At 38.7% G+C, this 20,644-nt stretch carries 17 protein-coding genes and 1 riboswitch; of the genes, 6 read left to right on the forward strand and 11 right to left on the reverse strand.

Annotation, left to right across the window (positions count from 1 at the left end):
- Positions 1 to 30: 30 nt before the first annotated feature.
- Both odhB and GJS40_RS08825 read right to left on the reverse strand, forming a co-directional pair.
- Positions 31 to 1,290 (reverse strand): 2-oxoglutarate dehydrogenase complex dihydrolipoyllysine-residue succinyltransferase, encoded by a 1,260-nt coding sequence (odhB, locus tag GJS40_RS08820; protein WP_270897506.1) that lies wholly within the window; start codon positions 1,288 to 1,290, stop codon positions 31 to 33.
- 16 nt (positions 1,291 to 1,306) lie between these two features.
- Positions 1,307 to 4,132, reverse strand: coding sequence for a 2-oxoglutarate dehydrogenase E1 component (locus tag GJS40_RS08825; RefSeq protein ID WP_270897507.1), 2,826 nt, complete (start codon positions 4,130 to 4,132; stop codon positions 1,307 to 1,309).
- A gap of 398 nt (positions 4,133 to 4,530) precedes the next feature.
- On the opposite strand from GJS40_RS08825, the gene GJS40_RS08830 reads away from it, so the two are divergent.
- Both GJS40_RS08830 and GJS40_RS08835 read left to right on the forward strand, forming a co-directional pair.
- A complete protein-coding gene (locus GJS40_RS08830) occupies positions 4,531 to 5,328 on the forward strand; it encodes an HAD family hydrolase (protein ID WP_270897508.1) in 798 nt (265 codons plus the stop codon).
- Positions 5,329 to 5,488: 160 nt separating this feature from the next.
- Positions 5,489 to 6,805: a YjiH family protein gene (locus GJS40_RS08835; protein WP_270897599.1), complete on the forward strand. Its 1,317-nt coding sequence runs from the start codon at positions 5,489 to 5,491 to the stop codon at positions 6,803 to 6,805.
- A gap of 391 nt (positions 6,806 to 7,196) precedes the next feature.
- On the opposite strand, the gene GJS40_RS08840 is transcribed toward GJS40_RS08835, so the two are convergent.
- From GJS40_RS08840 to GJS40_RS08850, 3 genes are all read right to left on the reverse strand, one after another.
- The gene (locus tag GJS40_RS08840; RefSeq protein ID WP_270897509.1) at positions 7,197 to 7,505 is read right to left on the reverse strand and encodes a hypothetical protein; all 309 of its coding nucleotides are present in this window, start codon (positions 7,503 to 7,505) and stop codon (positions 7,197 to 7,199) included.
- A 340-nt stretch (positions 7,506 to 7,845) separates the two neighbouring features.
- Positions 7,846 to 8,538: a hypothetical protein gene (locus GJS40_RS08845; protein WP_270897510.1), complete on the reverse strand. Its 693-nt coding sequence runs from the start codon at positions 8,536 to 8,538 to the stop codon at positions 7,846 to 7,848.
- A 276-nt stretch (positions 8,539 to 8,814) separates the two neighbouring features.
- Entirely contained in the window at positions 8,815 to 9,933 is a 1,119-nt protein-coding gene (locus tag GJS40_RS08850) for an alpha/beta hydrolase (protein ID WP_270897511.1), read from the reverse strand.
- A 355-nt stretch (positions 9,934 to 10,288) separates the two neighbouring features.
- Between GJS40_RS08850 and GJS40_RS08855 the strand changes: the two genes are divergently transcribed.
- Positions 10,289 to 11,404 (forward strand): LLM class flavin-dependent oxidoreductase, encoded by a 1,116-nt coding sequence (locus GJS40_RS08855; protein WP_270897512.1) that lies wholly within the window; start codon positions 10,289 to 10,291, stop codon positions 11,402 to 11,404.
- Between the two features lie 39 nt (positions 11,405 to 11,443).
- Entirely contained in the window at positions 11,444 to 12,484 is a 1,041-nt protein-coding gene (locus GJS40_RS08860; RefSeq protein ID WP_270897513.1) for a 2,3-butanediol dehydrogenase, read from the forward strand.
- Positions 12,485 to 12,644: 160 nt separating this feature from the next.
- Here GJS40_RS08860 and GJS40_RS08865 read toward each other — a convergent pair whose 3' ends face one another.
- Complete coding sequence (locus GJS40_RS08865; protein WP_270897514.1) at positions 12,645 to 13,028, reverse strand: type II toxin-antitoxin system PemK/MazF family toxin; 384 nt, start codon at positions 13,026 to 13,028, stop codon at positions 12,645 to 12,647.
- A gap of 65 nt (positions 13,029 to 13,093) precedes the next feature.
- Positions 13,094 to 13,360 (reverse strand): hypothetical protein, encoded by a 267-nt coding sequence (locus GJS40_RS08870; RefSeq protein WP_270897515.1) that lies wholly within the window; start codon positions 13,358 to 13,360, stop codon positions 13,094 to 13,096.
- A 260-nt stretch (positions 13,361 to 13,620) separates the two neighbouring features.
- A riboswitch (Lysine riboswitch) is annotated at positions 13,621 to 13,808 on the forward strand.
- Positions 13,809 to 13,958: 150 nt separating this feature from the next.
- Here GJS40_RS08870 and dapA point away from each other — a divergent pair.
- Both dapA and yidD read left to right on the forward strand, forming a co-directional pair.
- Positions 13,959 to 14,846, forward strand: a complete 888-nt coding sequence (gene dapA / locus GJS40_RS08875; RefSeq protein ID WP_270897516.1) for a 4-hydroxy-tetrahydrodipicolinate synthase — start codon at positions 13,959 to 13,961, stop codon at positions 14,844 to 14,846.
- Between the two features lie 78 nt (positions 14,847 to 14,924).
- On the forward strand, positions 14,925 to 15,158 hold the full coding sequence (yidD, locus tag GJS40_RS08880; RefSeq protein WP_270897517.1) for a membrane protein insertion efficiency factor YidD: 234 nt from the start codon (positions 14,925 to 14,927) through the stop codon (positions 15,156 to 15,158).
- Here the strand turns inward: yidD and GJS40_RS08885 are convergent.
- From GJS40_RS08885 to GJS40_RS08900, 4 genes are all read right to left on the reverse strand, one after another.
- Entirely contained in the window at positions 15,149 to 16,087 is a 939-nt protein-coding gene (locus GJS40_RS08885) for a DMT family transporter (protein WP_270897518.1), read from the reverse strand. The genes yidD and GJS40_RS08885 overlap by 10 nt on opposite strands.
- A gap of 19 nt (positions 16,088 to 16,106) precedes the next feature.
- Positions 16,107 to 17,465 carry a hypothetical protein gene (locus tag GJS40_RS08890; RefSeq protein ID WP_270897519.1) on the reverse strand — a complete coding sequence of 453 codons (1,359 nt, stop codon included), beginning with the start codon at positions 17,463 to 17,465 and terminating at the stop codon, positions 16,107 to 16,109.
- A gap of 409 nt (positions 17,466 to 17,874) precedes the next feature.
- Positions 17,875 to 19,092: a M24 family metallopeptidase gene (locus GJS40_RS08895; RefSeq protein WP_270897600.1), complete on the reverse strand. Its 1,218-nt coding sequence runs from the start codon at positions 19,090 to 19,092 to the stop codon at positions 17,875 to 17,877.
- 73 nt (positions 19,093 to 19,165) lie between these two features.
- On the reverse strand, positions 19,166 to 20,611 hold the full coding sequence (locus tag GJS40_RS08900) for an aldehyde dehydrogenase family protein (protein ID WP_270897520.1): 1,446 nt from the start codon (positions 20,609 to 20,611) through the stop codon (positions 19,166 to 19,168).
- Between the last annotated feature and the right edge of the window lie 33 nt (positions 20,612 to 20,644).

Consider the following 20,644-nt stretch of genomic DNA (forward strand, 5'->3'; position numbering starts at 1 on the left):
CCCCAAAAAATGGAGGAAGTTTTGCTGCGATTAACCTTCTAACAGAAGTGCTTCCGGGTCCTCTAACAATTCTTTTACTTTCACAAGGAAACTTACTGCTTCTTTTCCGTCCACAATTCGGTGGTCGTAGGAAAGCGCTAAGTACATCATTGGGCGATTTTCCATTCTTTCTTCATCGATAGCTACAGGACGCCATTGGATTTTATGCATTCCTAATATACCAACTTGTGGTCCGTTTAAAATTGGAGTGGATAAGAGCGAACCAAAGATTCCGCCGTTTGTAATTGTGAACGTACCACCAGTTAAGTCGTTCAAAGATAATTTATTTTCCCGTGCTTTTGTCGATAAATCAACAATTTCTTGTTCGATTTCAGCAAAGGTCTTTTTGTCGGCATCTCTAACAACAGGAACAACAAGTCCTTCGTCTGTAGAAACGGCCACCCCGATATCGTAAAACTCTTTCTTAATAATTTCATTCCCTTGAATTTCTGCATTAAGAAGTGGATACTGTTTCAATGCGCCAATGACTGCTTTTGTAAAGAAAGACATAAATCCGAGACGGACATCATGAGCTTCTTGGAAACTTTCTTTTCTTCTTTTTCTTATTTCCATAATTGCGGTCATATCTACTTCGTTGAAAGTAGTGAGCATTGCAGCTGTATGTTGTACATCCACAAGTCGATTGGCGATGGTTTGACGACGACGGCTCATGCGAATGCGCTCCACTGGTTTTCCGTTAAATTCATCTGATGAAGTCGCTTTTGGTTGACTTGTTTCCGCTTTTGGAGCCGCTGTTGTTGCTTTTTGTGCATTTTGTTCGTAATTCTCTACATCTTCTTTTCTTATTCTTCCAAGCGGATCTCGTGTTGGAATTTGAGAAAGATCAAGTCCCTTTTCACGAGCAAGCTTGCGAGCTGCAGGCGAAGCGATTGGACGATTTGTCGGATCTGTTTCTGCTTCTTGATCTTCTGCTTGCGCCGGTTCAGGTGCGCTTTCTGCTTGTTTTGGTTCTTCTTTTTCTTCTGATGGTGTTTCTTTTTTGGCTGGGGCTCCGCTTCCTTCCCCGATAATGGCAATTACTTCACCCACTTCTACCGTATCTCCAGGTTCCTTAAGAAGCTCTTGAATGACCCCTGATTCTTCTGAATTGATTTCTACGTTCACTTTATCTGTTTCAAGTTCTGCAATTGTTTCTCCTTGTTCGATCGTATCTCCTGGTTGTTTTAACCATTCTGCGATCGTACCTTCTGTAATAGATTCCGCAAGTTCCGGCACTTTAATTTCGGCCATGGATGAGTCCTCCTTATTATTTTCCTGTTAAAGCTTCATGAATGATACGATTTTGTTCTTTCTTGTGTGTAGTAGGGTCACCTTCTGACGTACTAGACATACGACGTCGACCGATGTAACCGACTTCCACGTTTTCTGGCGCAATGTCCCACAAGAGTGGTTCAATGTAATTCCAAGCACCCATGTTTTTCGGTTCTTCTTGTACCCATTTGAATTCTTTTACATTTTTAAACCGCTTAATGATGGCTTTTAACTCTTCTCCTGGGAATGGATAGAGCTCTTCCACTCGGACGATATGCAACCAATCTGTATCTTTTTCTTCTAATGCTTCGTGTAAGTCAATGGCAACTTTACCAGTGGCGAAGATAAGACGTGTGACTTTATCTTCTTCTTTCCCGGTTTTAGGATCTTCTAAAACTGGTTTAAACTGTCCATTTGTAAATTCTTCTGGTAAAGAGGCAACGTTTTGATTACGTAACAAGCTTTTTGGTGACATGAGCACAAGCGGACGCATCTCTTCAGTGTTTAAGATGGCAGCTTGACGACGTAAAATATGGAAATATTGCGCTGAGCTCGTAAGGTTCGCAACGTTCCAGTTATTTTCAGCAGCAAGGGTTAAGTAACGTTCCAATCTTGCGCTAGAGTGCTCTGGACCTTGTCCTTCATAACCGTGCGGTAAAAGTAGAACAATCCCGGATTTTTGTCCCCATTTCGCTCTTCCGGCAGAAATAAATTGGTCAAAAATGACTTGAGCCACGTTAGCAAAGTCACCGAATTGTGCTTCCCAAAGAACAAGTGTCTCTGGTGCATGGACGTTATATCCATATTCAAATCCGACAATGGCCGTTTCAGACAACGGGCTATTATGAACAGAAAAAGATGCTTTTGCTTTTGAGAGCGTATGAAGCGGTGAATAAATATCTCCGTTTTTATAATCGTGTAAAACGATATGGCGTTGAGCAAACGTTCCACGTTCAGAGTCTTGTCCCGTAATTCGCACTGGCGTTCCGTCCGAAATAATGGTCGCAAAAGCCAACGTTTCTGCATGGGCCCAGTCTATTTTACTATTTTTATCAAATACGTCTGCCCGACGCTCTAAAATCCGTTTTAATTTTGGAAAGACATTAAAATTGTCAGGCCAAGTAATTAACTCTTTATTAATTTGTTTTAAATCATCTAAAGGATAGCCTGTATCTATTTGCGGGAGTGGTTTTTCTACCTCTTCCGGAATTTCAATTTCTTCTGGTTCATCGATTTTAAACTTCGATACTTTTTGATATTGTTCGGATAATTTCTTTTCTGCTTCTTCTTTCAATGCTTTTATTTCTTCTTCTGTAATGACATTTTCTTTCATCAGTTTTTCCGCATAAATCTCTTTCACCGTCGGATGCTTACGAATGATTTCATATAATTGTGGTTGTGTCGCAGACGGTTCGTCCATTTCATTGTGACCGTAACGACGGTATCCAATCAAATCAATCACGAAGTCTTTGTTGAATTTGTTGCGGTACTCATAAGCAAGTTTCACCGCCGCCATACAAGCTTCCGGATCATCCGCATTCACATGCACAATCGGAATTTCATATCCTTTGGCCGGATCACTTGCATAAGTAGTAGAACGCGAATCGGATGAATCCGTCGTAAAACCAATTTGGTTATTGGCAATAATATGCAGTGTACCACCTGTTTGATACCCTTTAATCCGACTCATATTTAATGTCTCGGTGACGACCCCTTCTCCTGGGAAAGCAGCGTCTCCGTGAATTAAAAGAGCAACTGCTTTTGAAGTGTCTTGTCGCGGGAAACCAGGTTGCGTTCTCTCTTCTTGAGAAGCTCTTGCATATCCTTCCACGACAGGGTTCACAAACTCTAAATGGCTTGGGTTATTGGCAAGTGTAATCCGCGCCTCAAACGCTTCCTGTGGTACTTTTTTATCAGCACCTAAGTGATATTTTACGTCACCGGTCCAACCATAGTTAATACCGATAGACCCTTCAGAAGGAACCAAGTCTTTATTCGGTGAATGTTGAAATTCAGAGAAAATAAGATCATACGGTTTTCCAAGAACGTGGGCGAGTACACTTAACCGCCCGCGATGTGCCATTCCAATAAGCACATTTTGCGCACCATTTTGAATGGAATTTTGCGTAAACTCATCCATCATTGGTACGAGGACATCGACTCCTTCAATGGAAAAACGTTTTTGACCGACAAAAGTTTTATGCAGAAATTGTTCGAAACTTTCTACCTCGGTTAAACTTTTTAAAATCCCTCTTTTTTTCTCTTTGGATAAGGAGCGAAAAAGACGACCGGATTCTACTTGTTGATTTAACCATCTATGTTCTTCTACATCATGAACATGATCAAATTCGAACGCAATCGATTGTGTATGCATTTTTTTCAAATGATTAATGGCTTCAAGTCCATTGGTTACTTCCGCAGGCGCATCAGGTGAAATAATCTCCGCCGGTAATTGTTTTAAATCTTCTTCCGTTAGACCGTATTCACTAATTTTTAAAAAGGAAGTTTCTCCGGTCGGTTTTTGTAATGGATTAATATCTGCAGATAAGTGACCATGGATACGAATATTTTCCGCCAGCTTCACAGCAGCTGCTATTTTGTTCACTGATTGTCCGATTGGTATAGCAACGTCGCTTGTTTGTGCTTGTCCATTCGCAACAACTTGTTCTGGTGAACCATAGCGATCAAACCATTCTCTCATTTCCGAAGAGACGGATTCTGGATCTTCTTTGTATTGATCATACAGGTCCATCATATAACCTAAGTTTGGCCCATAAAATTCTTCCCAAGGTGCGCCATGATTGGCTGCATTTTTTTCCATCTAGGAATACCTCCAACTGCATAATTAATATTTGTTAAGGTTGAAAACAGTTATGTACATCTATATTTAAATCAACGATTCATCGATGCGTTCGTTTCAACCACTCCTCTCAAGCTGTTTATCCCTTCTTACATCCTATCTTTCCCCGAATATTATCTTAACATGTTCGTCGCATGTTCTCAAAAAAATTGCAACAAAATCTTCACAAATACAACAAAGGGATGTAGAGGATAGAAATATTTTCTATAAAGAGTAAAAATATAAGTGTCAGAATGTGTCGATATTGTGACACTACTCCTTATTGTACAACAATTATTGAAGATTAAAAGAGGAAGAAAAAAATTCGATGATTTATTTTTCCATTACAGTTATAATACCGATGAAAGGAGAAGATGATGATGATAAAAGCAATTATATTTGATCTTGACGACACGTTACTTTGGGATAAGAAAAGTGTAAAAGAATCTTTTCGAGCAGTCTGTTTAGAAGCGGAAGAGAAAACAGGGGTTTTCCACGAAGTATTTGAAGAGACCGTAAGAGAAGAAGCGAGGCAGTTATACTCGAAATTAGATATTTTTCCCTTCACTAAAAAAATTGGAATTAATCCATTTGAAGGTCTTTGGGGAACATTTACAGACAAAACGGATATAGGATTCCGTCAAATGAATGCGGTTATTTTTGATTATCAACAGAATGCTTGGACAAATGCGTTAAGAAAGCATGACATATTTGATGAATCATATGGAAAATATTTAGCAGAACGGTTTCGATACTTTCGCAAAAAGCTCCCTTTTTTATATGAAGATACGATGGACGTTTTGATAGAACTGAAAAAGGATTATCGCTTATTTTTACTTACGAATGGTTCACCGACATTACAAAATGAAAAATTGGAAATGTCACCACAGCTCGTTCCATTTTTTGAATACATACTCGTCTCCGGTGCTTTTGGAGTTGGTAAACCGGATCCTTCCATTTTTGAACATGCGCTGCGGTTACTTTCTGTGACAAAAGAAGAAGCAATTATGATTGGCGATAATTTAAATACTGATATTTTAGGTTCCAATCGAGTGGGGATGAAAAATATTTGGATTAACCGAGACGGCCAAACAAACAGTGACATCCCTTATCATTGGGAAGTAGAATCTCTTTCAGAAATCCCCCCTTTGTTAAAGGAAATTCAAAGAAGCAAATAGTACGGTACGTGAAATTTCTATTTTTCTTGCGTTCCCCCTTTCCAAAAGTCAAAATGAATGTTATTTTTAAACGAGTGTAACCACTTTGGCAAGTATTTTTTGCAATGTTGGTGGTTTTGTTAATGATGGGGTGAATGAATTGAAACGACTTCATATTGAGATGCGGGATTTGTTGAAATTTGTAATCCCTTCTATGATAGGTATTGTGCTTTTTATGATTCCGATTCAATCGAACGGAGAATGGACCATTCCGGTTGCTCTACTCGCAAACTGGCTAGAGCAATTAACCGTGGAAGCGTTACCTGAACTTGCAGCGTTCATGATGCTTCTAGCCACATTTGGCACATTATTTGTGCGAATATCCAATGCGAATCTTCATTCCTTTCTGCGTTCTTTATTTGACGTAGGTTGGGCTTGGTTCTTTGTACGTCTTTTAGGACTCGTTTTTTCTTTTTTAGTACTATTTGATTTTGGGCCAGAATGGTTAATTGCAGAAGAAACAGGCGGGCTATTACTCTATGATCTCATTCCGCTTTTACTAACAGTCTTTTTATTTGCTGGTTTCTTTTTACCGTTTTTATTAAGTTTCGGGCTGTTGGAGTTTGTCGGAGCGATTTTCACACCGATTATGAGGCCTCTTTTTACTTTGCCCGGTCGCTCATCGATCGATTGCGCCGCTTCCTGGATGGGAGATGGAACCATTGGTGTAGTATTAACGAACCAACAATATGAACAAGGCTATTACACGAAGCGAGAAGCAGCAGTCATTGGAACGACTTTTTCTGTTGTGTCCATTACATTTAGTATCGTTATTTTGGAGGAAATGGAATTAACCTCTTATTTCGTTCCTTATTATTTAACGATCTTACTCGCTGGTTTCGTCGCTGCCGTGATTATGCCTCGTATTCCCCCCCTCTCCCGTAAGAAAGATGAATACGTACGTGATGACATCCTCCCTTTAACGACAACGCCACCAAAAGGAATGAATAGTTTCCATTGGGGGATCATACAAGCTTCGGAACGCGCGAAGGAAACAAAGCTTTCTACAGTTTTTCGCGGTGGGTTTAAAAATGTCTTAGATATGTGGATTGGAGTCATTCCGGTCGTCATGGCGCTTGGAACAGTAGCTGTTGTCGTTGCTGAAACAACCCCTCTCTTTTCTTACCTTGGCACACCATTTGTGCCGCTGTTAGAATGGATGAATGTTCCAGAAGCAAAAGCAGCTTCAGAAACGATGTTAGTTGGTTTTGCGGATATGTTTTTACCTGCCATTTTAGGATTAGGAATTGAAAGTGAATTAACGAGGTTTGTCATTGCTGCTTTATCAGTTACGCAACTGATATACATGTCAGAAGTTGGTGGAATTCTACTTGCTTCAAAATTACCAGTTACTTTTTTAGATTTAGTCATTATTTTTCTCGAGCGTACGATTATTACACTGCCAATCATTATTTTATGTGCCCACTTTATTTTTTGATGAAGAAACGAGGCTGTCTAATAAGTTCTGAAAAATAAATCGAGCGTTCCTTTCAACAATCATTTAGCGCTGAAACGGTGCCATGAGCGATCCATGACTTGCTTTCATCAGACATTTTTGAATGAAACAGTGTTATGAGTCATTCATGACTTGCTTCCATTCGCTATTTTTATATGAAACGATAGCATGACCCATCTATGGGTTGCTTCCACAAGCAATACTTTGATGAAACGATGGCATGACTATCCATGGCTTACTTCCATCAACCATTTGGTGTTGGAAACATGCCTATTCGGCCAAGAGACGCGTTTCCAGAAGCAATTTTTGATGAAGCGGTCACAAAAAATGTCCAAAAAGTCACCAATCATGACTTTTTGGACAGCTCCGTTTCTTATGCCTCTGTTCGTTTTTTTCCATACCACTCGTCAAGGACTTTTGCATCTAATACTTTCTTCTCGATAAACGCCAGTTGAGACTCTTCAAACTGATCTTTCCATGAAAGACCTAACTCATCCGCCAGTTTTACGATTGTAAGAAGTTCTTGCCACGCAACATATCTTTTATACCAAAAGAATTGCGGCTGTTCACTCATATATGGGTAAAGATCGTCAAATTCCGTGTGCTTACAGTCAATGGTACGCTCGAATTGTACTTTTGCTTCTTGCAGTTTCTCCTTAAAAAACTCAGGGATATCTCTCATGCTTCTCCCTCCCTTTATTATTTAATAACCATTGTGCCATATAATCTTCCATTGGAAAAGAAATATGATTTTACTTTATAAAAGTTTAATAAAAATTTCATGATATCGAATATTTTTAATATTCCATCCAAGTATTGAAGCGCGTCTTTATACATGAATCTTTGGCCGCTAAAAACAGATGGAAGAGAACTTACTATGTAACATAGTATGATAAAAACTTTTGTTTTTATGATGATACCTATTTAAAAAAGAAACCGTTTCCTTTTCTTCAATGTGGAAGAAAAGAAACGGTTTCACACTTTTCGTAGAGTCATCATATATATCTCCTCGAATTTGTATTCTAACTAATATCATTTATTCGTTTTTCTAGTCGCGTTAACTTGTATTGGTCATGATATTGTTTCTCAAGCTGTTTTATCATTTTCTTTAATTTTTTCTTCGTAAAATCAGGTGTAAGCAAACCTTTGTAAATGAGATATTTGTTTAAAAAGTCCAGTCTGCCACTATCATACGTATGACCTTCTTCTACGAGCTCTAAATATTTGTATAATGCATTTTGAAGCGTATCGTTTTCTTTGACGAAATTTCCATAACGATCTAAATACATTAAATAATTATTTTCACTCAATTTATTTAAAAGCGTCGTTACAAAACGTTCTTCATTTCCTTTCATCACAAAACCTTTTTTCTCTAGTAAACGAATAAAATAAATTAAATCTGATTTGTAGAAATCTTGGGTTAATCGTACTTCACTATTTAGAGAAAAAGTAAAGTATGAACGGCCTTCCCCATAAGCAATCAACTTTTGACGAAGAATTTTCTCTGCATCAGGATGAAGCAAATAAGATGGATGAATCGTTTCTAAATATTTCTCTGTTTCTCGATGAAGGAGCTGATTCATTGCTTCTTCTTTTTTCATTCGCTGAATCGACTTCATTTTTTCTTCTTCTTCATATGCTTTTATTCGCTCTCTCGTTTCTCTGGACCATCTTTCCCGTTGTTGATCAAATGCAGATTTGATTTTATTTAACATTGGAAAGCCTCCCTCCATCCATTTTTTTGTCTGATTCACATAGAGTGTATCATATCGTTTCAAAAATGAAAATAGAGCATATGAAAGTTTTTTGGAATATTTAAGAACTATTAGATTCTGAGAGAGTCATACGGAGTTATATCAGCTCATATCCGTAATAATGGAGTAATATCACGATAAATTTTATTATTTTCTGAAAAAAAGCTGTCTCAAAAGTCATCATCAATGAACTCTTGAGACAGCTACAATACGTAATTGAAATGAAAGCACGTTTCATTAGGACGATGAGATTCGTAAGCTTTGATAAAGTAAAAATGCTGCAATGAAAAATGATTCTGCTTCTTCTTTTAAACGGACGATTCCTTGAGGTGCATGTTGAACTTTCCATTGGTAATCATCCGGCACTTGTTTTTTATTTTCATTCATTAAAAACTGAGTCGCTTGCGCAAGCGCCATTTCCCCACTTTCCATCATCTCAAACAATGAAACGAAGCCATGCATTACACCGTTATAGCGAACGGTTTCTACCGGAACACCTGCTTCATGCAACCTTTCTCCATATAATTCCCCTTCATCTCTTAATGGATCAAACTGGGCCGTAATGATGAGTGTAGGAGGTAAACCTGACAAATCATCCACATGCAGGGGCGAAGCATAAGGACTACTCCACATTTCCTCTTCCGGAGCATATGCTTCTCTCGCCTTTAGCATGACATCACGAGATAAAAAATAGTAACCACTATCATAAGTTTCTCGGGACTCCAGTTTTATATCTTGAAACGTCGTCAGTGGGTAAAATAACACTTGAGCAAATAGAGGCGGTCCATTTTGATCACGAGCTTTTAGCGCCATGACTGTTGCTAAATTCCCTCCGGCGCTGTCACCCATGACTGCAATTTGATTCGGATCTCCCCCATATTTTTTCGCATTCTCATATGCCCACTCTAACGCACGATAACTATCTTCCACTGCCGTTGGAAAAACATGTTTTGGCGCCAATCGATATCCCGGACTAATGACCACCGCTCCCGTTCTTTTCGCTAACGCTCTCGTAATATTCCGATGAGTATCTATATTTCCATATCCTTCTAAAAACGCTCCACCATGATAATATAAAATGACGGGCACATCAGTTGCATCTTCATAACGATAAATTCTCGCTGGAATACCGGCTCCATCCTTCATCTCTATGATGATATCTTTTTCTTGTAACGCTCTTTTCGGGGCATGTTCATTTGAAAGTAAGAAACGCGGAGGTTGAATATCGGAATTTAAAGGGACTAAATTATTGTTCACTGCATGTAAGATGACTGCTGTTTTAGAAGGAAGTTTACCATGTACAGTTCTGGACCAACTTTCCATTGACCAAACAATCACAATTGTTAAGATGCTCAAACATATTACCACGATTTTGCCTATTTTCCGCCACATTGTGTTCTCTCCTCACCTATGAAACTTCCTTTTCTTTTAGTATATCAAAAACTTTTATACATTTTTACTATTTTACACATATTGTTTTGACATTTTTACATAATTGGATTGGCCATGTGCAATGATGGATTATTAAAAAATATTGGAGATTTCATCTTTTTGAATGATCCAATTACTTATATTTCAAAAATAAATGTGTAAATGAACAATATTTTCATCCATTTATTTAATTTTTTAAATATTATAATATATTTGACTTTTAATTTTAATTCACATAATCTATATTTGTATTTAAAAATTAAAAAATGAGTTAATTTTTGTGAAGTTTGGTTTTTTTGCCATGCCAGAACATTATCCTTGGGAAAACTGGACTCTCTCTTATGACAGAGATATTGACAGAATCGTTTATGCTGGAAAAATGGGATTTGACGAATTTTGGATTGACGAACACCATACCGGAGATTACGAAAATGTTCCTGTTCCTGAATACATGATTGCAAAAGCTTCTGCCTCAACACATAAGATTAGACTTGGAACAGGGGTTGTAAGTATGCCAATTCACGATCCCTTTCAAGTGGCAGAACGACTTGCATTTTTAGACCAATTAACACACGGTCGTCTCATTGCCGGAATAGGGGCGATTGGGATGCCTGCAGATGGTAAATTGTATGAGGTCAATCCAGCTGAGTCAAAGCCACGAATGTTAGAAGGAATTGAAATTTTGGAAAAATATTGGAACACCGAAGAGCCAATTGCACATGAGGGTGAATTCTGGAAATATAACGAACGTTCCATTCAAGTTCGTCCTTATCAAGAAAATGTTCCGATTGGGATGGCAGCAGTAACTTCTGTCAGCAGCTTTGAACTAGCGGCTGAAAAAGGATTTTATCCAATTAGTATTTTCCATACTCCTATCCACTCAGAAGGAAAAAATACCCTCCCTAGCTTGAAAGATCAAGCAGCTGCTTTAGACCGAGGAGCGATTCGCGCTGGTCGCGATCCAAAAGAAGTGAGAAAAGAATGGCGCATTATTCGAGAAGTGTACGTTGCGGAAAGTAGAGAGCAAGCCATTGAAGATATTCGTGAAGGGGTTCACGACTCCTATCAATACCTTCACGAAATGGGCTTCACTCCTTATTTTAAAGTGAACGACAAAATGAGAGATGAAGACGTTACGATGGAATACATGATTGAAGCGATGCCATGGATTATCGGAAGTCCAGAAGACTGCATTGAACAAATAAAACAGTTGGAAAAAGAAACGGGTGGATTTGGCTATTTCTTTATTAACAGTCGAGATTGGGTGCCGGAAGATAAATGGTACCGCTCCATCGAGCTATTTGCTAGAAAAGTAATGCCTGCGTTTAAAAACACCGGAGTAAGAAAAGCGTCCTTAGAACAAGCATTGCAAAAAAGAATAAAAGTCACTTCCTAAACAGTTCATTATGATGATGAAATGAGGGGTTGTTAATCTATGAAAGCCGGCTTAATTTATGGTAAAAAAGACCTCCGAATTGAGAGTGTTCCCGTTCCTGAAGTAACGAAAGGAAAAGCAAAAATTGAAATCGCGTACGCTGGAATATGCGGAAGTGATCTTCACATTTATCATGACGGAGCTATGCTGGAAGAAGAACATCCCTTATCAAAGAAAAAACCACCAATTATTCTTGGTCATGAATTTTCAGGTACAGTAGTTGAAATCGGTAAAGGCGTAACAAATGTTTCCCCAGGAGATAAAGTTACAGTTGAACCCTTTATTTACTGTGGTACTTGTGAATATTGTAAAAAAGGGAATTATAATTTTTGCGAATTTTTTGGCTCTTTAGGTGTGAACGACGATGGTGGATTTGCTGAGTACTGTGTCACCGACGCTCGTTATCTTCATAAGTTGCCCGAGAACATGTCTTTGAAAGAAGGGGCGCTGGTAGAGCCTGTCGCAGTAGCGGTACACGCAGTAAGGCAAAGTGGTTTAAAAGTTGGAGAATCTGTAGCTATATTTGGAGCAGGTCCAATCGGTCTTCTCACTTTATTGGCAGCAAAAGCAACTGGAGCTACAAAAACTTTTGTGGTCGATATCTCTCAAGAGCGTTTAAATAAAGCAAAGGAGTTAGGAGCTGGCTACATCATTCATCCTATGAACGAAGATGCGGTGCAAAAAATTGTATCAATCACTGGAAATGGTGTAGACATCGCATTTGAAGCAGCAGGTGTTTCAGAAACTTTCACTAATGCGATAACGAGTATTAAACCTGGTGGCACAGTTTCCGTGATTGCCATCTATGAAAGTATGGTTCCTTTTGACCCTAATATTTTATTTGAAAAAGAAGGTAAAATCTTTTTTAGCCGTGGTTATGCAAATGAATATCAAGAAGTAATAGAACTCATTGCACATCAATTCATCGATGCGAAACAAATCATAACGAAAGAAATTAACCTCAACAATCTTGTGGAAGACGGATTAGAGTTTTTAGTCAAGGATAAAAGCCAATCAAAAATATTGGTTCGTCCTAACTAATATCCAATGACCTCTTTTCCATTCCACTCTATCCACTCCAAAGTCAACAATTAAATTTCCTTAAAAAAATGAATTGGCTTTAGCATCATGCACGTATGCTAAAGCCAATTTTCCCTTCTCACCACTTGATGAGAAATAATTATGTATCATCTCGTAGCTATTACACTTCTTTTAACCCTAAACTAATTTCCAAGCCTTCTTTAACCCGTTCCATCGTCTCTTCATCCAAATGAGTAATCTTATCTGTCAAGCGTTGTTTGTCAATCGTACGAATTTGTTCCAATAAAATGACGCTATCGCGGTCAAAATGATGTTTTTTTGCATCGATTTCAACGTGGGTGGGCAGTTTCGCCTTTTTAATCTGAGCAGTGATAGCTGCGACGACAACTGTCGGACTAAAGCGGTTTCCTATGTCGTTTTGAATCACTAACACGGGTCTCACTCCACCTTGCTCTGACCCGACGACCGGTGAAAGATCAGCAAAAAAAACATCCCCCCGTTTTACTACTTTTTTTGATTGATGATTGTGGTTCGAATCACTCAACTCATCTATTCACCTCCTTTCTCGGTCCCTATTCATAAGGTATGTCAAAAAGGAGGCGTATATTCTTATTTGTTCGAATAAATTGTACGCTCTCCTATACATAAAGCTTCTTCTTCAACGAAGGCAAATTCCCTGCAAATCTCTATATTTAATTGAGCCATTTCCAAATATCCTTCTTTCATTTGATTACGGATATATTGCTTTTTTTGCTTATGAATCTGTTCTTGAACGACTTTATGAAAAAAAGAATTTTTTTCTTGTTCGGATAAATGTTCAATCTCCGAGTACAAATGTTTCGGTAATGTCAACTCAATTTGTTGTAGTTGAGACATACTTGGACGGCCCCCTCCAAAACCATGTTTTCTTATACTTATTGATTTGATTGTAACACAAATAACTTCCATTTGTAGATTTATCTCTCTATTTTTCGACGTTTTTTGTCCATGGTAGTAACCGTTCTTGTATTTCGAAAATAACATCACTTTCAACTCGTTCACTTTTTATACTTTTTATTGTCTTTTCATTGCATTTTTTTAGCTTGTTTGATATGGTTACAGTAGCGAACAATTGAAATATCCTACTTCTTTTGAGAAGTGTGGTTAGAGGTGCAATGACCATGAGTAAGCAATGCGAGGAGTTATGAGATCCGTTGAACATTGCTGAAAGGGGGATTTGCCGAAGCTTTCAACTCCTCATAAGTTGGAAGCTGGTTTCGTATCGAATAGGTACGGAACTGTCATATAGTAAAGGAACTTTACTATATGGAGGGCTAGCACGCTTAATCGGTTCTATAAGTTACTGGAGCGTTAAGCAGCAATGAGGCCCTTTCCTCATTGCTTTTTTTAAAGAAAAAACAGCATTCCAGCTTGAACCAGCCCTCATTTGTCGATCGTTGACGAGTGTCGAAATTTTTTAAGAGGGTGATGAATCATGAATTTAGGTAGAATTAGTACAGCGATGGTGACTCCATTTAATGAAATGGAAGAAGTAGATTTTACATCAGTGACAAAGCTCGTAAATCATTTAATTTCCAATGGAACGGATAGTCTTGTTGTTGCTGGAACAACTGGTGAATCTCCAACGTTATCTGTGGATGAAAAGATACGATTGTTTGAACATGTAGTTGAAACTGTCGATGGACGTGTTCCTGTCATTGCAGGAACAGGGTGCAATAACACAAGAGCTTCCATCGAGTTAACAAAACGAGCGGAAAAAACCGGTGTTAACGGTATTATGCTTGTTACTCCATATTACAGCAAGCCTTCTCAAGAAGGAATGTATCAACATTTTAAGAAAGTAGCTGAATCGACCGATCTTCCTGTGATGCTTTACAACATACCAGGCCGTTCAGCCGTTGGACTGACACCGGAAACCATTATTCGTCTATCTCAAGTGGAAAATATTACGGCAGTAAAAGAAGCAAGTGGTGACTTAGATGCGATGGCCACCATCATTGAACATACACCAGATAATTTCCATTTATATTCAGGAGACGATAGCTTAACGCTTCCAGTTCTTTCTATTGGTGGAAAAGGAGTCGTTTCTGTTGCTTCTCACGTTATTGGGCGAGAAATGCAAGACATGATTCAAAGCTTTTTAAACGGTCATCATGATTATGCAGCAAAACTTCATCGTCACTTACTGTCAACAATGAAAGCAATGTTTATGGCGGCAAATCCAGTACCTGTCAAAGCAGCCCTGGAGTTACAAGGGATCATCTCTGGAAATGTTCGCTTACCAATGGTGCGCTTAAATGAAGAAGAAACGAATACATTACGAACGCAACTGCAAACAAAACAAACTTTTTTCATTAGCTAATGTGTCGTATAATAAAAAGAGACTGTCATTCAAGCGACAGTCTCTTCATTTTGTTGCTTGGATTGAAAGGAGTCTCCAATGAAAGGTATTTTTCTAGCGCTGATTCGATTTTATCGTCAATGGATCTCTCCTCTCACTCCCCCTACTTGTCGTTTTTATCCTACTTGTTCCCAATACGGTTTAGAGGCAATTGAACGCTTTGGGGTATGGAAAGGGTTATGGCTCACTGTGAAACGAATCGTGAAATGCCATCCTTTTCATCCAGGAGGAGTGGATAAAGTTCCTCCTAAAAAAGAATCTCATCATGAATGAGTTCGTTTTTGTTTCATTTGACGGTTTTGCAACATTTTTTCTTCCACATAACCCGTTCCAAATAAAACTCCGATAACGACAATGAGAAAACCGAGCCATTGGAAGGGATAAATGGATTCTTTTAAAAAAATGGCTGCGCTGACTAACCCAAAAAAAGGAACGATATTATTAAAGACAGCGGTCTCTCCCGCACCGATAATTTGAATGGAACGATTAAACACTTGATGTCCAATGGCAGTGGCAAACACTGCCGATAAAAGAAACACGCTCCACACTTCCCAAGGCACTTGAAAGACTTCATTTACTCTTCCTGGTTCCATGATGAGACTAATCAAAAATAAGATGACAGAACCGATGATAAACATGTAACCGGTAAATACTCGAGTTGAAATGGTTTTCGTCCCTTTCCGTATATAAATAAAGCTAATGGCTTGGGTAATGACTGCTAAAAAAATGAATGTATCTCCTAAACTTAACCGTCCCCACTCTACTTCTTCTCCTGTAGCTGTAATAAAAAACACACCGATCAATCCGAGAAAAATACCGAATAAACGCCATTTCGTGATGCGGTCACCGAGCAATATCATCGCAAATAGCGACGTTGCTAATGGAACTAATGCTAAAATTAATGAGGCATTCACCGCTGTCGTATGCATGAGACCGAACGCGAGAAAGAAATGATGTCCTACCACACCAAAAATGGAAGCAAGTAGCATGTTTTTCATTTCTTGTTTTTGAAAACGAGTCCATTCTCGCTTCACTGCAATCAGAAGAATGAGGACAACACCTGCCGTAAAAATTCGCAAGGCTTGCATCGTTGCTGGTGGCATATGTTCCACTAGCACTTTTAATAAAACGACATTCAGCCCCCAAATCATCATGACAACAAAAACAAGGAAATAATTAAATAATAGTTGATTACGATTCATACTACTCCCTTTCTATTTGTTATGACATGAAGAATGTATGCACAAATGTTAAGTACAAAGTAAACAAGACAAAAATGCCTATAACAAACGGTATATTTTTCTTTGATACTTTCCACGGGGAATCTTTCATTAAATGCGACCCCATTAAGACAGAACCAGAAAATGGCGTTGATTGCGTGGATAATACCCAGCCACATAATAGAAAAATAGCCATAAACTCTGGAGTCACTCCTATCGACTCGGGAACAAAAGAAGTTCCTAATACCGAAACAATGATGACTGGATGAATTCCGATAAAAGAAAGAATAATCATCATCATAAATAACGAAATAACGAGAAGAAGAATGCCTTTGGAAAATGAAACGACCATTTCCGCCAAATTTACCCCTAAGCCACTTTGAACCAGTGCTTCTCCAAAAAAACCTGCCGTCACGAAAATACCAATTTCATTGAATAAATGACGAAAAGAAGTTGTGACATACTCTTTCACTTCTTGGAGATAAGAATGACTGATCCGTATGAAAATTGCCCAAGCCAGTGGATAGATAATCGCAAGAAGTGAGACAATCGTTAACATGGAAAATGGTAACGTGAATTCTAAGATGACAGAGAGAATAATGAGCAAGAAAGCATATAAAATAAAAGGACGCAATGTCACTTTTTCATTGTGATCATGCTTCATTCTCGTATTTACAATTTTTTCATCTGTCTCAAATGTCGTTTTTGGGAAAAAGAACCAAATTGCGAATGCGTAAAGAGTTGCAGCTCCGATACCGTAGACTCCGATCTGTTGCCAAGATAAATCATATAAAGATAACACAAGTCCTACGTTAACAAAATACGGCGACCAAAGCATACAAAAGCCAAAAGTTCTAAAAATCATCATGCTAAATCTTTTGTTATGAAAAGAAGAAAAACTTTCGGTGCCAATTTTGTGTACAAGCGGCATGGACCCTAAATTTAAAAGCGATCCAATCGAAGCGGTCAAAATAAAACCTAATCGATAAGGATGTCCCTTTTTTGCTTTTTCTCTTTTGAATAACACGTGTTGCAACGATTCTAAATATCCTGCTTTTGATAAAAACGTACCAAATAGCGGAATTAAGGCAAATAAAGTGATTAAGTTTAAGTTCGATCCAAAACTATGTAACACAGTGAGCCAGTCAACACGATAACAGAAAAAAAGAACACCTCCTCCAACGAGAAGAAGGGTTAACACCATGCGATTCGCTCGATTTGTTTTTACTAAAGCAGCGATTAATAACAAAAATGCTAATCCACTATAAAGGGACGTGATAAAGGCACTGTCATAAAATAAACTCGTTAAATAAAGTAACACTGTCAGGAAAGTAAGTCTTCCGAATAATGTTTCCTTCATTCCTGTCGCCTTCCTTCTGAAGACCATTAATATTATTATGCTATCATGTTTGTGAAAAATCTTGCAAAAGATATGAACAACATGAACGAATCAGCCAATGACAAGAAAAACGAAGACTCAATAAAACACGAACAATAATTACCGCTTCGTCAGAATACTTCGCTTTCCGCAGGCACGGCCTCAGCCTCCTCGCGGGAAAAACACCGCTCTTGGGTCTTCCGACGCACAGGACGTGTAAGTAGCGGACGTTGCGACAGGACGTCGCGGTTTTAGTCCGTCTCCATTTACCCTACGCCGGAGTCTACGTATTCTGCCTACGCTAGAATCACTCTAAAAAGAAAAATCCGAGCTAATGGATAGTTCGGATTTTTATGATTAATATACTTTTGCCAGCTTCGGAAGTAAGTCGTTATGAACCAACTTGATCTTCGTTTTGCAGTGTCATTGTTGAAATGTTTGACGGTTTTTTAATAAACACATCGCGGGGGACATTGGCAAATACTTCGCATCCTTTTTCAGTCACTCGAATGGATTCGGTAATTTCTACTCCGTAATCATCCATCCATATGCCTGGCATTAAATGAAAGGTCATATTTGGTTGTAAAATGGTACGATCTCCTTTACGAAAGCTAACGGTGTGCTCTCCCCAATCAGGTGGATAGCTTAATCCGATAGAATAACCGAGTCGGGAATCTTTATAATATCCATGTTTTGCGATAGTTTTCGCCCAAATATTTTCAACTTCTTCTGCGGTCATCCCTGGTTTGATCGCTTCTAATGTTGTTTCGATCCCTTCAATCACGACTTTAGCTAAGTCTGTCACTTTTTTTGGTGCTTTCCCGATTGCCATTGTTCGTGCCATCGGAGTATGATAACGACGATAACATCCAGCGATTTCAATCGTCATAAAATCCCCGTATCGGTAGCGTCTGTCTGTCCAAGTTAAATGAGGACTTGCTGTATTTTCGTTTGTTGGAATCATCGGTACAATCGATGTGTAATCTCCACCATAATCCATTGTTCCGCTAATTTGCGCTTGGTTAATCGCAGCGACGACGTCATTTTCTCGTACCCCAATATCGACGGAATGATACGCAGCATTCATTGCATTTTCTAAAATTTTGGCCGCTTTTTTCATACATTGAATTTCTTTTTCCGACTTAATAAGACGGACCCAATTAACGAGAGTGCTTAAGTTTTTAAACTCTGCATAAGGAAGTCCTTGTATGATTCGTTCATAAGACATCGCCGTGAAATAAAAAGAGTCCATTTCTAACCCTATTTTACGGTTTCCTTGACCAATTTCTGATAAAATATTTGCGACAAAATCCATCGGATGTTTTATTGTCGATTGAACAAATTCATCCGGATACGGTATAATGTGATGTTCATCTAACCACGTCGTAGCGACCGCACTAGGAGCATCCATTTCTCTTCCAATCCAAAGTGGCTGATCTTCATCAATAATTACAATGAGCATTTGATAGACGTAAAATGACCACGCATTATATCCTGTCAAATAATACATATTGGATGGATTCGCTATGAGTAACACTTCAATTCCATGCTCCATCATTTTTTGTTTCGTTTTATTTAATCGCATTAAATACTCTTCTTTCGCAAAAATACGTTCCAATGTCATCACCCCTTTTTCCGAACAGAGCGCATTTTCCATTCCTAGGGAAGCGATGCTTAACTATTCATGATTCATTCGATAATTGAAAGGAAACTACTTTTTCTTCTGACATATCTCTCATGGCATATTTAACCCCTTCCCGGCCGAGTCCGGAACCTTTGACACCACCAAAAGGCATCGCATCAATGCGAACATCACTGCTATCGTTCACCATGACGCCTCCCACTTGCAAGGAATGTGCTGCTTGGAAAGCGGACTCCATATCCCGTGTGAAAATTCCCGCATGAAGGCCATAATTTACATCGTTTGCTCGTTGAATCGCTTCTTCGAGATTTTTTACCGGAAATAACATAGCGACAGGACCAAACACTTCTTCATCATGAATGGTAGCCTCTTTCGGTACGTCTTCAAGAATCGTCGGCGTATAGGTCGTTTTATCTCTCATCCCACCGATTAACACGTTTGCTCCTTTTTCCACTGCCTCATTCACCCACGCTTCCACTTTTTCTGCTTCTTGTTCATTAATGAGTGGTCCGATATCTGTTTCTTCCGACAATTTACTTCCTAGCCGAAGTTGAGCTGTTTCTTTTAGTAATTTTTCTTTGAAAACAGAATAGACGTCTTCTTCAACATAAATGCGCTGAACACTCAGGCAATTTTGTCCCGCGGCGGAAAAAGCACCGGAACAAATGGCACGTGCAGCGTGAGGAAGGTCGGCGTCTTTTCGTACAATGGCCGGAGAATTTGAACCGAGTTCCATCGATAATTTTTTAATTCCTGCTTTTTTTGAGATTTCTTCTCCAGTCGCAAGCCCACCTGTAAAACTAATCATGTGTACTTCCTTACTTTCTATTAAAACGTCTCCAATATCCCGGGAACGTCCGGTAATGACGGTTAATACTTTTTCTGGAAGACCTGCATGTACGAAAGCTTCAGCCATTTTTAAAGCGCTCAATGGCGTTTCTGTTGCAGGTTTTAAAATAATTGCATTCCCGCTGGCAATTGCAGGTCCAAGCTTATGGGCTACTAGATTTAATGGATCATTATAAGGAGTAATCGCCACTATCACACCGATTGGGAAACGATAATAATAACCAAAACGACCGTTATTCCCGGGCATTTGGTCAAAAGGAATCGTTTCACCTGTAAGTCTTCTTGCTTCTTCTGCGCTTAATCGTAACGTTTCAATCGCGCGAGTCGTTTCTTTGCGTGCTTCCTTGATTGTTTTTACCCCTTCTAACGCGATCAGTGAACTATATTCTTCATGATGTTTTTCAATGTAATCACTTGCTTGATTTAATATATTCATTCGCTCATAAACCGTTAATTGTTCTGCTATTTTGCGACCTTGATTAGCAATTTTAATTGCTTTTATTGCGTCTTCTTTCGTTGCCGCGGGAACGGAGTCAATCCAATCGTTGTTTTCAGGGTTATACACTTTTATTTTATTTTCTCTATCTTCCCATTGCCCACCAAGTAGCATTTTTTTCCCTGCAATTTTCATCGTCATTTCGATCCGCCACCTTTCAGATAAGTTGGTCCG

Source organism: Aliibacillus thermotolerans, assembly GCF_027853235.1.
GTDB classification, from domain to species: domain Bacteria; phylum Bacillota; class Bacilli; order Bacillales; family Marinococcaceae; genus Aliibacillus; species Aliibacillus thermotolerans.